13 protein-coding genes are annotated in these 12899 nt (G+C 69.0%); 11 read left to right on the top strand and 2 right to left on the bottom strand.

All coding sequences use genetic code 11. The features are described from left to right. Positions 1 to 18 precede the first annotated feature (18 nt). The 3 genes from thpR (at position 19) to AC1IQ6_RS02355 (ending at position 2566) form a co-directional block, all read left to right on the top strand. Positions 19 to 549 carry an RNA 2',3'-cyclic phosphodiesterase gene (thpR, locus tag AC1IQ6_RS02365; RefSeq protein ID WP_485865744.1) on the top strand — a complete coding sequence of 177 codons (531 nt, stop codon included), beginning with the start codon at positions 19 to 21 and terminating at the stop codon, positions 547 to 549. Between the two features lie 36 nt (positions 550 to 585). Further along, complete coding sequence (locus AC1IQ6_RS02360; RefSeq protein WP_102773325.1) at positions 586 to 1146, top strand: 5'-3'-deoxyribonucleotidase; 561 nt, start codon at positions 586 to 588, stop codon at positions 1144 to 1146. Positions 1147 to 1228: 82 nt separating this feature from the next. Further along, complete coding sequence (locus tag AC1IQ6_RS02355) at positions 1229 to 2566, top strand: NAD(P)H-dependent oxidoreductase (RefSeq protein WP_102773324.1); 1338 nt, start codon at positions 1229 to 1231, stop codon at positions 2564 to 2566. Between the two features lie 6 nt (positions 2567 to 2572). Here AC1IQ6_RS02355 and AC1IQ6_RS02350 read toward each other — a convergent pair whose 3' ends face one another. Continuing rightward, the gene (locus tag AC1IQ6_RS02350) at positions 2573 to 3319 is read right to left on the bottom strand and encodes a FadR/GntR family transcriptional regulator (protein WP_485865743.1); all 747 of its coding nucleotides are present in this window, start codon (positions 3317 to 3319) and stop codon (positions 2573 to 2575) included. Positions 3320 to 3353: 34 nt separating this feature from the next. Further along, entirely contained in the window at positions 3354 to 4091 is a 738-nt protein-coding gene (locus AC1IQ6_RS02345; protein ID WP_102773322.1) for an SDR family NAD(P)-dependent oxidoreductase, read from the bottom strand. A 242-nt stretch (positions 4092 to 4333) separates the two neighbouring features. Here AC1IQ6_RS02345 and AC1IQ6_RS02340 point away from each other — a divergent pair, with 242 nt between their 5' ends. From AC1IQ6_RS02340 to AC1IQ6_RS02305, 8 genes are all read left to right on the top strand, one after another. Beyond that, the gene (locus AC1IQ6_RS02340) at positions 4334 to 5569 is read left to right on the top strand and encodes a branched-chain amino acid ABC transporter substrate-binding protein (protein WP_102773321.1); all 1236 of its coding nucleotides are present in this window, start codon (positions 4334 to 4336) and stop codon (positions 5567 to 5569) included. Positions 5570 to 5682: 113 nt separating this feature from the next. Next, a complete protein-coding gene (locus AC1IQ6_RS02335) occupies positions 5683 to 6624 on the top strand; it encodes a branched-chain amino acid ABC transporter permease (RefSeq protein WP_111826036.1) in 942 nt (313 codons plus the stop codon). Further along, positions 6621 to 7889, top strand: a complete 1269-nt coding sequence (locus AC1IQ6_RS02330) for a branched-chain amino acid ABC transporter permease (protein WP_111826037.1) — start codon at positions 6621 to 6623, stop codon at positions 7887 to 7889. The genes AC1IQ6_RS02335 and AC1IQ6_RS02330 overlap by 4 nt, the downstream gene beginning before the upstream one ends. Further along, positions 7886 to 8638 (top strand): ABC transporter ATP-binding protein, encoded by a 753-nt coding sequence (locus AC1IQ6_RS02325; RefSeq protein ID WP_111826038.1) that lies wholly within the window; start codon positions 7886 to 7888, stop codon positions 8636 to 8638. Before AC1IQ6_RS02330 ends, AC1IQ6_RS02325 begins: the two co-directional genes overlap by 4 nt. Further along, the gene (locus tag AC1IQ6_RS02320; protein ID WP_102773317.1) at positions 8635 to 9354 is read left to right on the top strand and encodes an ABC transporter ATP-binding protein; all 720 of its coding nucleotides are present in this window, start codon (positions 8635 to 8637) and stop codon (positions 9352 to 9354) included. Before AC1IQ6_RS02325 ends, AC1IQ6_RS02320 begins: the two co-directional genes overlap by 4 nt. Positions 9355 to 9389: 35 nt before the next feature. Further along, positions 9390 to 10178: an SDR family NAD(P)-dependent oxidoreductase gene (locus AC1IQ6_RS02315; protein ID WP_111826338.1), complete on the top strand. Its 789-nt coding sequence runs from the start codon at positions 9390 to 9392 to the stop codon at positions 10176 to 10178. Positions 10179 to 10214: 36 nt separating this feature from the next. Beyond that, positions 10215 to 12398 (top strand): alpha-ketoacid dehydrogenase subunit alpha/beta, encoded by a 2184-nt coding sequence (locus AC1IQ6_RS02310; protein WP_102773316.1) that lies wholly within the window; start codon positions 10215 to 10217, stop codon positions 12396 to 12398. After that, positions 12395 to 12886: a VOC family protein gene (locus AC1IQ6_RS02305; RefSeq protein ID WP_111826040.1), complete on the top strand. Its 492-nt coding sequence runs from the start codon at positions 12395 to 12397 to the stop codon at positions 12884 to 12886. The genes AC1IQ6_RS02310 and AC1IQ6_RS02305 overlap by 4 nt, the downstream gene beginning before the upstream one ends. Positions 12887 to 12899 lie beyond the last annotated feature (13 nt).

The following is a 12899-nucleotide window of genomic DNA, read 5'->3' as shown; positions in this document are numbered from 1 at the left end:
CGCCCCTACAATCACGGCATGTCGACCGTCCGTCTCTTCTACGCGCTATGGCCGTCGCCCGCGCTGGCGGGATCCCTCGCCGCCTGGGCCGAGCATGCCCGGCCGCACTGCGGCGGACGCCTCATGCGCACGGAAACCCTGCACCTGACCCTGGCCTTCCTGGGACCGGTGGACGCCGCGCTGGCCGACGAGCTGATCGCGGCCACGCCCGAACGGCGGCTGGCGCCGGCGGCGATCGAACTCGACCGCTACGGTGTATTCGCCCGCCAGCGCATCCTGTGGGCCGGTCCCGGCGACACGCCGCCCGCGCTGCAGGCCGCGCACGACGGGCTGTGGCAATGGCTGGCCGGCTTCGGCCTGGGCGCGCCGCAGCACCCATTCCGCCCCCACGTCACCCTGCTGCGCAATATCGAGCATCCGCAGCCGCCGGCCGAAGCGCCCGCGCCGCTGCACTGGCGCTATGACCGCATGGTGCTGGTCGCCTCCGAATCGCTGACCGGCGGCAGCCGCTACCGCATCGTGGCGCAATCCCGTCCGCAGGCCGATTGAGGCACAATCGGCACGTTGCAACCACCGCGGATCGCCATGATCATCCTGCTGGACCAAGACGGCGTGCTCGCCGATTTCGAACACGCCTTCATCGACGCCTGGCGCGAACGCCATCCCCAGATTCCGCCGGTGGCGCTCGAGGACCGCAAATCGTTCTACATCCGCCAGGACTACGCGCCCGAGCTGCGCGGCATGGCCGAAGCCATCTACACCGCGCCGGGCTTCATCCGCAACCTGCCGCCGGTGCCCGGCGCGCTGGAGGCGGTCAAGGAACTGCTGGCGCTGGGCATGGACGTGCGCATCTGCACCTCGCCGCTGTCGCAGTTCGAAAACTGCGTGGCGGAAAAGTACCTGTGGGTGGAAAAGCACCTGGGACGCGAGGCCACCAACCGCCTCATCCTGACCAAGGACAAGACGCTGGTGCACGGCAGCCTGCTGATCGACGACAAACCCGCCATCGAGGGCGCGGTCAAGCCGCGCTGGAAGCACATTCTGTTCGACGCGCCCTACAACCGGGAGGTCGCCGACCGGCCCCGGATCACCTGGCGGAACTGGCGCAACGTGCTGGCCGGAGAGCTGTACACGGCAGACGAATGACTCCCGTATCGGCAGGCGCGGTTTAAGGCTATTCTGTGTTGCCGTTTCCGCCTGTTGACATCAATCTGGAGGAGTTCGCGTCATGAATCTGCACCGCCTGCTCAAGCAGCGAGAAGCCGATAACAAGCCTTTGCGTGTCGCATTGATCGGCGCCGGGAAGTTTGGCGCCATGTTCCTCAGCCAGGCCCCGCGCACGCCGGGCATCCGGCTGGTGGCGGTGGCGGACCTGGCGCCCGACCGGGCCCGGGCGGCGCTTACCCGGGTGGGCTGGCCGGCCAGCTCGCTCAATGCCGCCAGCACCGCCGACGCGCTCAAGACCGGCAAGGTCTATTTCAGCGACGACGTCCAGGCCATCATCGCCAGCCCCGACATCGACATCGTGATCGACGCCACCGGGCAGGCGGCCGCGGGCATCAGCCACGTGCTGGCCTGCTGCGAACACGGCAAGCACATCATCATGGTCAACGTCGAGGCCGACGCGCTGGCCGGCCCGCTGCTGGCGCGCCGCGCGCGCGAGGCCGGCATCGTCTATTCGCTGGCCTACGGCGACCAGCCGGCCCTGATCTGCGAGATGGTGGACTGGGCGCGCGCCAGCGGCTTCGAAGTCATGGCCGCGGGCAAGGGCACCAAGTACCTGCCCGAATTCCATACCTCCACCCCCGACACCGTGTGGCCGTACTACGGCTTCACCGCCGAGATGGTCGCCGCCGGCGACTTCAACGCGCAGATGTTCAACAGCTTCCTGGACGGCACCAAGAGCGCCATCGAGATGGCCGCGGTGTCCAACGCCACCGGGCTGCTGCCCTCGCCTTCCGGCCTGCACTTCCCGCCTTGCGGCGTGGACGACCTGGCGCGCGTGCTACGCCCGCGCGAGAACGGCGGCATGCTGCACCACCGCGGCCAGGTGGAAGTGATTTCCTCGCTGGAGCGCGACGGCCGGCCGGTGTTCCGCGACCTGCGCTGGGGCGTCTACGTCACCATCGCGGCCGACAGCGACTACGTGCGCCGCTGCTTCCAGGAATACGGCCTGGTCACCGACCCCAGCGGCAATTTCACGGCCATGTACAAGCCCTATCACCTGATCGGGCTGGAGCTGGGCATCAGCGTGGCCAGCGTGGGCCTGCGGCGCGAGCCCACCGGCGCGCCGGCCGGCTGGCACGGCGACGTCGTGGCCACCGCCAAGCGCGACCTGCCGGCCGGCCAGGTCCTGGACGGCGAAGGCGGCTACACCGTGTACGGCCGGCTGATGCCGGCGCGCGATTCGGTGGCCGACGGCTATCTGCCGCTGGGCCTGGCGCACAAGGTCAGGCTCAAGAACCCCGTGCGCCAGTCGCAGCCGGTGCGCTGGAGCGACGTGGAATACGACGAGCGCTCGCCGGCCGTGCAGTTCCGCCGCGAGATGGAGCAGACCTTCGCCTGAACGCGGCTACACGGGCGCCGGACGTTCGGCCTGGAACAGCCGCAAGCGGTCGGCGGCGTTGCGCAGGTGCTGTTCGGCGGCCCGTCCGGCGGCGTCCGGATCGCCACCGTCGATGGCGGCGAAGATGGCCTGGTGCTCGCTCTGCACCGCGGCCATGCGTTCGGCGTACATGCGCGCCGTGTTGTGGCGCGCGCTGCGGATCACGCGCCGCACGTTGGCTTCCAGGTAGTCGTTCAGCGCCACCAGGTGCGGATTGTGCGTGGCCTGCACGATGGCATGGTGGAACTGGTAGTCCTCTTCGTCGCCCAGCTTGTCGTTGATCAGGGCGTACTCCATGCCCACCAGCGCCTGGCGCATCTTCTTCAGGTCCGCGTCGGTGCGGCGCTGGGCCGCGTAGCGGGCCGCCGTGACCTCGATGGACAGCATCAGCTCCAGGATGTGCTCCAGGTCCTGGTTGTCGCCGGGCGTGGGCGCGGCGATGCGGAACGCGTTCTTCTGGAAATTCGGATCGACGAAGACCCCGCTGCCCTGCTGCGAGGTGATCAGGCCTTCGGACTTCAGGCGCGCCAGCGCCTCGCGCACCACGGCGCGGCTGACCGAATAGGTTTCGGTCAGCTGCTTTTCCGTGGGCAGGCGGTCGCCGGGCGCAAGCACGCCCTGGCGTATCTGTTCGGCCAGCGTGTCGCTCAGCGCCGCGGAAAGCGAACTCTTGGGCGCGGCGCGCGGCGGGTCCTGTTCTTGGGTGGGCTGCATTGGAATGGTGGGTGACTGTCGGGATGCTTCGACTTTACGCGATATGGATGCCGCCGTTGACCTGCATGACCTCGCCGGTGACGAAGCCGGCCAGCGGCGAGCACAGGAACGCGATCGAACCGGCGATCTCCTCGGCCGTGCCGAAACGGCGCAGCGGCGTGCTTTCCAGCAATTGTGCGCCTTTCTGTCCGATCAGATCGTGCGTCATGGAGGTGGCGATGATGCCGGGCGCCACCGCATTGACGCGGATCTGCGGCGCCAGCTCCAGCGCCAGGCTGCGGGTGAAGCTCTGCACCGCGCCCTTGGACGCGGCGTAGGCGGCGTGCGCGTAGCTGCCGCGCTGGGCCGCCAGCGAGGTGAGCAGCACGATGGACCCTTCGTGGCGCAGGTGGCGCTGGGCCGCGCGGCATACGTAGAACGTGCCGTCCAGGTTCACGCGCATCAGGGTGCGCCAGGCTTCGTCGCTGGTGTCCTTGACCAGGCCTTCCGGATAGATGCCGGCGCAATGCACCAGGTGGTCCAGCCCGCCGAAATGCTTGGCTGCGGCCTCGAACGCGCGCTCGCATTCGGCCGCGGCGGACACGTCCAGCGCCCGCGTGTAGACGCGCTGGCCGCTGGGGTCCAGCTCCGCGGCGACTTCCTCCAGCCGCGCGCCGTCGATATCGGTCAGCACCAGCCGCGCGCCGTGCGCGGCCATCAGCCGGGCCGTGGCCAGGCCGATCCCGTTGCCCGCCCCGGTGATGACGGCAACCTTTCCTTCGAACGAAATCATGGTGTCTCCTGAAACGCTTTTCGAGAGGCGAGCAGGCCTGCCGGCGGCGGCCGCCGCTTCGATTTGACTGCCGGCGCGGCCGCTTGACACGGAAAAATTGCTTGCCCTATGATTTATCTGACAACTTATTAAAGTTGACTGACAACTATCGTGAAAGCGTAAATCAAGCGCCGCTTTCAGGCAAGCGCGTCAGCAGAACAGGGCCTCGCCGCCCACGCTCCCATTCCACGGAGGAGACACACATGAAGTTGGTTTTCACTTCCGGCCTGCTTTGCCTGGCCGGCATCGCCGCATCGGCGCAGGCCGCCCCCGTCAAGATCGGCCTGATCGAAACGCTTTCCGGCCCGCAGGCCTCGACCGGCCTGATGTTCCGCGCCGCGGTCAAGTACGAGCTGGACCGCATCAACGCCGCCGGCGGCTGGAACGGCCAGCCGCTGGAACTGGTCGAGTTCGACAACCAGGGCGGCCCGGTGGGCGCCTCCGACCGCTTCCGCGCGGCCGCCGCCGCGGGCGTGCAGATCCTGGTGCAGGGTTCCTCGTCGGCCATCTCCGGCCAGCTGACCGAGGACGTGCGCAAGCACAACCTGCGCAATCCGGGCAAGGAAGTCGTGTTCCTGAACGTGGGCGGCGAAGCCCTGGAACTGACCGGGCAGAAATGCCACTTCTATCACTTCCGCTTCACCACCAACGCCGACCTGCGCGTCAAGGCGCTGACCTCGGTCATGTCGGCCGACGGCACGCTGGGCAAGCGCGTCTACGCCATCAACCAGAACTACTCCTGGGGCCAGGACATGGAAGGCGCCACCGAGCGCTTCGCCAAGCAGTACGGCTATGAGGTGGTGGGCAAGACCCTGCACGAAGTCAACAAGATCCAGGACTTCGCGCCCTACGTGGCGCGCATCCGCTCGGCCGATCCCGACACCGTGATCACCGGCAACTGGTCCAACGACCTGCTGCTGTTGATGAAGGCCACGCAGGCCGCCGGCCTGAAGGTCCGCTTCGCCACCGTGTTCCTGGACCAGGTCGGCAACCTCGCCAACGCCGGCGACGTGGCGCTGGGCCATTACATCGCCCACCCGTACAACATCGAGGCCGCGGGCGAGGAAGGCGCGAAGTTCGCCGAGGACTACAAGGCCAAGACCGGCCATTACCCCAGCTACACCGAGCCGCAGACCGTCATCGGCATCAAGTTCCTGGGCGAAGCGCTCAAGCAGGTCCAGCCGCAGGACGGCAAGCTGTCGGTGCCGGCGCTGGCCAAGGCATTGGAGAAGGTCACCTACACCTCGCCGCTGGGCGCCTACACCATGCGCGCCGAAGACCACCAGGTGCAGCTGCCCATGGTGGTGTCCAAGGTGAGCAAGAACGCCAAGTACAAGGCCGACGGCACCGACATGGGCTTCGAGCCGGTCAAGGTGCTGGCCGCGGCAGACGTGTCCGCGCCGGTGCAGTCCACCTGCAAGATGCAGCGGCCGGACTGAGGCAGGCGTTTACGTAAGACGGACGCGGCGCGCGAGTTCCCGGTCCCAAGCCCGGGCTCCCGGCGCGCGTCCGTCCCGCGCAACTCGACCCGGTTCGAAAACCTGGAGCGGACATGGAATACTTTACCGTCTCGCTGTTGAACGGCGTGATCTACGGCCTGCTGCTGTTCATGGTGTCGGCAGGCCTGACACTGATTTTCGGGATGATGGGCGTGCTGAACTTCGCGCACGCCTCGTTCTACATGATAGGCGCGTACGCCGCCTATACCCTGACGCCGGTCACCGGCTTCTGGGCGGCCCTGGTGCTGGCCACCGTCATCGCCGGCGTGCTGGGCATGGGCGTGGAGCGCTATTTCCTGCGCCGCGTCCACAAGTTCGGCCATGCGCAGGAGCTGCTGGTGACCTTCGGCCTGGCCTTCATCGTGGCCGAGCTCATCAAGCTGTTCTACGGCGATTTTCCCGTCGACTACCGCGTGCCGCAGTTCCTGAACTTCGCCGCGTTCCGCGTGTTCGACGCCGACTATCCGTTCTACCGCCTGCTGATGGGCGGCGTGTCGCTGGCGATGTTCGCCGTCATCTACCTGCTGCTGTCGCGCACCCGCGTGGGCATCGTGGTGCGCTCGGCGATCTACCGTCCGCGCATGGCCGAAGCGCTGGGCCACAACGTGCCGCTGGTGTTCATGAGCGTGTTCGGCGTGGGCGCGGCCATGGCCGGCCTGGCCGGCGCGGTCGCCGGCGCGTTCTACACCACCAACCCGAACATGGCGCTGGAACTCGGCGTGCTGGTGTTCGTGGTGGTCGTGGTGGGCGGGCTGGGCTCGCTCGAAGGCGCGATGATCGCGTCGCTGCTGATCGGCCTGATCAGCTCGTTTTCGGTCGGCGTCGACGCCAGCCTGGCGACCCTGTTCGGCCTGTTCGGCGCCGGCGAATGGGCCGAGCGCGTGGGCGGCCTGATGACCGTGAAGATTTCCAGCCTGGCGGCCACCCTGCCCTTCCTGCTGATGCTGGTGGTGCTGCTGGTCAAGCCCTCGGGCCTCAAGGGAGAACAGCCATGAGCCAAACCCGCCGCGCTTCCGGGCTGCTGCTGTTGATCCTCTGCGTGGCCGCGCTGTGCGCGCTGCCCTGGCTGCTGCCCGCCGGCCAGCTGGTGGCGGCGGTGCAGATGCTGATCGCCGCGCTGTTCGCCTGCGCCTTCAATCTGCTGGCCGGCCAGGGCGGCATGCTGTCCTTCGGCCACGCCGCCTACTTCGGCGTGGGCACCTTCGCCACCATCCATGCCATGAACGCGCTGGGCGGCGCGGGGCTGTTGCCCACGCCCCTGATGCCGCTGGCCGGCGGCGTGGCCGGCCTGCTGTTCGGCCTGGTCGCGGGCTGGTTCGCCACCATGCGGGCCGGCGTGTATTTCTCGATGATCACGCTGGCGCTGGCCGAGCTGCTGCACGCGCTGGCGCCGCACCTGAAAGGCGTGTTCGGCGGCGAGGCGGGCCTGTCCGCCATGCGCATGCCGGCCTGGGGCTTCACCTTCGGCTCGGACGTCGAGGTGTACTTCCTGGTGCTGGCCTGGGTGCTGGCGTCGCTGGCGGCGCTGTACGGCCTGACCCGCACGCCGCTGGGCCGGCTGACGCTGGGCCTGCGCGAAAACGCCCACCGCCTGCGCTACCTGGGCTACCGCCCGCACACGCTCAAGACCCTGGTGTTCGCGCTGTCGGCCATGTTCGCCGGCATCGCCGGCGGCCTGCAGGCCCTGAACATCGAGGCCGGCAACTACGTGCTGTTCGAGGTCAAGCTGTCCACCGACGCGGTGCTGTTCGCCTACATCGGCGGCGTCAACGCCTTCCTGGGCCCGGTGCTGGGCGCCGCCATCCTGACCTTCCTGTCGCAGACGCTGGCCGACATCACGCGTTCCTGGCTGCTGTACCAGGGCATTCTGTTCGTGCTGGTGATGCTGTTCGTGCCCGACGGCCTGGTGGGACTGGTGCAGCGCGCGGCCCGCTCGCTGCGCGAACGCGGCGCGGCCAGCTGGCTGCCGCGGGCCGCGGTGTCGGCCGCCGCCGGCCTGCTGCTGACCGGCGCCACCGTATTCACGGTGGAGCTGCTGCAGCGCATGTTCGCGCGCGACTACCGCGCGCTGCTGGAGATGAACCCCGAGGCCGGCTGGCCGCCCATCGCGCTGTTCGGCCACGAATGGGCGCCGCTGGCGCCGCTCACCTGGCTGATCCCGCTGGCGCTGTTCGCCGCGGGCCTGGCCGCCTGCCGCTGGGCGCTGGCCCTGTGGCGCGACGACGCCGATGCCCCGCCCGTGCTGGAGGCCGCCCAATGAGCCACGACATCCTGACCCTGACCGACGTGCGCAAGTCTTTCGGCGAAGCGCAGATCATCCGCGGCGTGAACCTGAAAGTGCGGACAGGCGAGCGCCATGCCGTCATCGGCCCCAACGGCGCGGGCAAGTCCACGCTGTTTCACCTGATGTCGGGCTCGTTCGCGCCGACCTCGGGCGACATCAGCCTGCGCGCGCGCCCCATCGGCGGCCTGCCTCCCGAGCGCATCAACCACCTGGGGTTGGCGCGGTCGTTCCAGATCACCAACGTGTTCCCGCGCCTGTCGGTGCGCGAAAACCTGCGGCTCGCGGTGCTGCGCATGCACGGCCTGGTCTACAACTTCTGGCGCCCGATCGCGCGCAACCGCAAGGTCAACGAAGACGTGGACCGCCTGCTGGAGAAGGTGCGGCTGGCGGCCAAGCAGGACACCGCCGCCGGCGACCTCAATTATTCGGAGCAGCGCTCGCTGGAGATCGGCATGACGCTGGCCTCGCGTCCCGAGGTCATCCTGCTGGACGAACCGATGGCGGGCATGTCGCAGCATGAAGTCGACTACACGGTCGAGCTGATCAAGGAAGTCACCCGCGACTGCACCCTGCTGATCGTGGAACACGACATGCAGGTGGTGTTCTCGCTGGCCGACCGCATCAGCGTGCTGGTGTACGGCGAGATCCTGGCCACCGGCACCCCGGCCGAGATCCGCGGCGACGCCCGCGTGCGCGAAGCCTATCTCGGAGAGGAGACGGTATGACGACGCAATCCCCCTTGCTGAGCCTGCAGGGCGTGCATGCGCATTACGGCAAGAGCCACATCCTGCACGGCATCGACCTGGGCATCGGCCGCGGCGAAGTGGTGAGTCTGCTGGGCCGCAACGGCGCCGGGCGCTCCACCACCATGAAAAGCATCATGGGGCTGGTGGACGTGACCGGCGGGCGCATCGCCATCGAAGGCCGCGACATCACCAACAAGCGGCCCTTCGAGATCGCCCGCGCCGGCCTGGGCTTCGTGCCGGAAGAACGCGAGGTGTTCGCCAACCTGACGGTGGACGAGAACCTGCGCATGGGCGAACAGCCCAGGCGCGCCGACGCGCCCTTCTGGACGGCGGACCAGATGTTCGATTACTTCCCGCGCCTGAAGGAGCGCCGCGCCACCCGCGCCGGCAACCTGTCGGGCGGCGAGCAGCAGATGCTGACCATGTGCCGCTCGCTGCTGGGCAACCCCAAGGTCATGCTGATCGACGAGCCCACCGAAGGGCTGGCGCCGAAGATCGTGGAGGTGATCGCCGACGTGATCCGCGACATCCACAAGCGCGGCGTGTCCGTGCTGCTGGTGGAGCAGAAGCTGACCATCGCCCTCAAGGTCTCCACCCGCGTCAGCGTGATGGGCCACGGCCGCATCGTTTTCGAAGGACCGCCCGCGCAGCTGCATGAGCGCCAGGACGTGGTCCAGGAATGGCTGGCGGTGTGAGCGCCGGCGCCCCCTCTTTCTATCAGGCATCTATCGTGGACTATCCCAACGACACCCTCCATCCCGAACTGCGCGGCCAGGCCGTGGTGATCACCGGCGGCGCCCGGGGCATCGGCCTGGCCACGGCGCAGGCCTTCGCCCGCCAGGGCGCGCGCCTCGCGCTGCTGGACATGGACGCCGCCGCGCTGGACGAGGCCGTCGCCGGCCTTTCGGCGCAGGGCGCCCAGGCGCTGGCCTGCCAGGCCTCGGTCACCGACGCCGACGCCGTCGAACGCGCTTTCGCGCAGGTCGAAGCGGCCTACGGCCGCATCGACGTGCTGGTCAACAACGCCGGCGTGTCGGCCAACAAGCCCACGCTGGAAGTCAGCGTGGACGAATGGCGCCGCGCCGTGGACATCAACCTGACCGGCGTGTTCCTGTGCGCCCAGGCCGCCGGGCGGCGCATGGTGCCCGCCGGCTCGGGTTCCATCGTCAACCTGGCCTCCATGTACGGCGTGGTGGCCGCGCCCGACCGCGCGGCCTATTGCGCCACCAAGGGCGCGGTGGTGCTGCTGACCGAGACCCTGGCCGTGGAATGGGGACCGTCCGGCGTGCGCGTGAACGCGCTGGCGCCGGGCTACGTGGAAACGGACCTGGTGCGCGACCTGGCCGCGCGCGGCCGCCTGGACCCCGAGCGCCTCAGGCAGCGCACGCCGCTGCGGCGCCTGGCGCAGCCGGCCGAGATGGCCGACCTGGCGGTGTTCCTGGCCTCGCGCCAGGCCGCCTACATCACCGGACACACCCTGGTGGCCGACGGCGGCTGGAGCCGCTACTGCTACCTCTAACCGCAAGACGCCTACCCCTATTCTGGAGATTCATTCATGGCCACCTACCAACCGCTTGCCTCGCAAGCGCCCTGGCGGCAACTGACGGTCGAAGCCAAGGACTGGCAACAGGCGGACCCCGCCCTGCTGGGCACCATGCTGACCCAGCTGCACTGGATCCGCGCCTTCGAAGAGGCCGTGCTGGAACTGGCCGCCGAAGGCCTGGTGCACGGTCCCGCGCACTCGTCCGTGGGCCAGGAAGGCGGCGCGGTCGGTTCGGTGCTGGCGCTGGGCGCCGGCGACCAGATCAACGGCTCGCACCGCGGCCACCACCAGTTCCTGGCCAAGGCGCTGCAGCACGTCGCGCCGCAAGGCCTGGACCCGCGCGATCCGCTCACGCCCGCCATCGACGAAGTGCTGCAGAAGACGCTGGCCGAGATCATGGGCCTGGCCCAGGGCTATTGCCGCGGACGCGGCGGCAGCATGCACCTGCGCTGGCTGGAAGCCGGCGCGCTGGGCACCAACGCCATCGTCGGCGGCGGCGTGCCCCTGGCCGCCGGCGCGGGCTGGGCCCACAAGCACGCGGGCACCGACCGGGTGGCGGTGACGTATTTCGGCGATGGCGCGGTCAACATCGGCTCCGTGCTGGAAACCATGAACCTGACCGCGGCCTGGAAGACGCCGCTGTGCTTCTTCATCGAGAACAACCGCTACGCCGTCTCCACCACGGTGGAGGAATCCACCGCCGAGCCGCGGCTGTCGGCGCGCGGCCAGGCCTTCAATATTCCGTCGTGGCAGGTCGACGGCATGGACCCGCTGGCGGTGTACCTGGCCATGTCCGAAGCCGTGGCGCACATGCGCGCCGGCAACGGCCCCACCATCGTCGAAGTGGACGTGTACCGCTACTTCCACCAGAACGGCCCCTTCCCCGGCAGCGCCTTCGGCTATCGCAGCAAGGACGAGGAAGCGCAATGGCGCGGCCGCGATCCGCTGGACCGCGTCGCCGCCGAGATGATCGGCCGCGGCCTGATTTCGCAGGCCGAGGTCGACGCGCTGCGCCAGCGCTGCAAGGACACCATGAAAGCGGTGGCCGGCCGCCTGACCGAAGCCGCCGAGGGCGGCAAGCGCCGCGTGCGCGCCGACCTCTGGCCCAGCCCGGATTTCCGCGACGTGGGCCTGCGCGGCGATGGCTCCGAGCTGGCCGGCCTGCGCTACCAGGAAGCCGCCGACCACGCCGGCAGGCGCGTCGAGCGCAAATTCGTCGACGCCGTGGCCGACGTGCTGGACCGCCGCATGGAGACCGACGGCGGCGTGGTGGTGCTGGGCGAGGACGTGCACCGCCTGAAGGGCGGCACCAACGGCGCCACGCGCGGCCTGAAGGACAAGTACCCCGACCGCGTGCTGGGCACGCCCATTTCTGAAAACGCCTTCGCCGGCCTGGGCGGCGGCCTGGCCATGGACGGCCGCTACCGGCCCGTCGTGGAATTCATGTACCCGGACTTCATGTGGGTCGCGGCCGACCAGATCTTCAACCAGATCGGCAAGGCCCGCCATATGTTCGGCGGCGACATCGACGTGCCCTTCGTGCTGCGCACCAAGGTCGCGATGGGCACGGGCTACGGCTCGCAGCACTCGATGGACCCGGCCGGCATCTTCGCCACCGCGCCGGGCTGGCGCATCGTCGCGCCGTCCACGCCCTTCGACTACATCGGCCTGATGAACACCGCGCTGGCCTCCAAGGACCCCGTGCTGGTGATCGAGCACGTGGACCTCTACGCCTCGTCGGGCGAAGTGCCGGCCGACGACCTGGACTACGCGATTCCGTTCGGCAAGGCGTGCGTGCGCCGCGCCGGCGGCAAGGTCACCATCCTGAGCTATCTGTCCATGGTCGGCCGCGCGCTCAAGGCCGCCGAAGCCGCCGGCGTGGACGCCGAAGTCATCGACCTGCGCACCCTGGACCGCGCCAGCCTGGACTGGGACACCATCGGCGCCAGCATCCGGAAAACCAACAACGTGCTGATCGTGGAACAGGGCGCCCGCGGCACCTCCTACGGCGCCATGCTGGCCGACGAGATCCAGCGCCGCTACTTCGACTGGCTGGACCAGCCGGTCAAGCGCGTGACCGGCGGCGAGGCCTCGCCCAGCATCTCCAAGGTGCTCGAACGCGCGGCGTTCGCCGACACCGAGGAAGTCGTGGCCGGCCTGCAGGACGTGCTGGCCGACCTGGGAGAAAAAGCATGAGCGCCGCCCTGCGCATGACCGTGCCGATGGAAGTCGGCATCTGCTGCGCCGACCTGGACGCGCTGCAGGCCTTCTACACCGACATCATGGGGCTGACGCTCGTCAACCGCGTGAGCGTGCCGGCCGACAAGGCCCAGGCCACCGGCCTGACGCGGCACGGCTACGAGGTGGCGCGCCTGCAGACTTCCTACGGCGAACGCATCAAGCTGCTGCAGCCGGCCGCCGCGCCGCAAGCCGCCGCGCGCGGCGGCGCCATCCTGGACCGCCAGGGCGCGACCTACCTGACCTTCATCGTGCGCGACCTGCCCGGCGTGGTGCGCGACCTGCAGGCCAGGGGCGTGGCCTTCGACAGCGCGCCGGCGCCGATGGAAGTGCGCCCCGGCACCTGGCTGGCGTTCTTCCGCGATCCCGAAGGCAATGTGCTGGAGCTGGTGGAGTACGACGATCCGGCCGCCTACCGGCCCGATCTGGCCGGCGCCGAACGATAGAACGAACAACGGG

Source organism: Achromobacter sp. MUI-25009338, from assembly GCF_057359325.1.
This window is presented reverse-complemented; position numbering and strand designations above follow the sequence as displayed.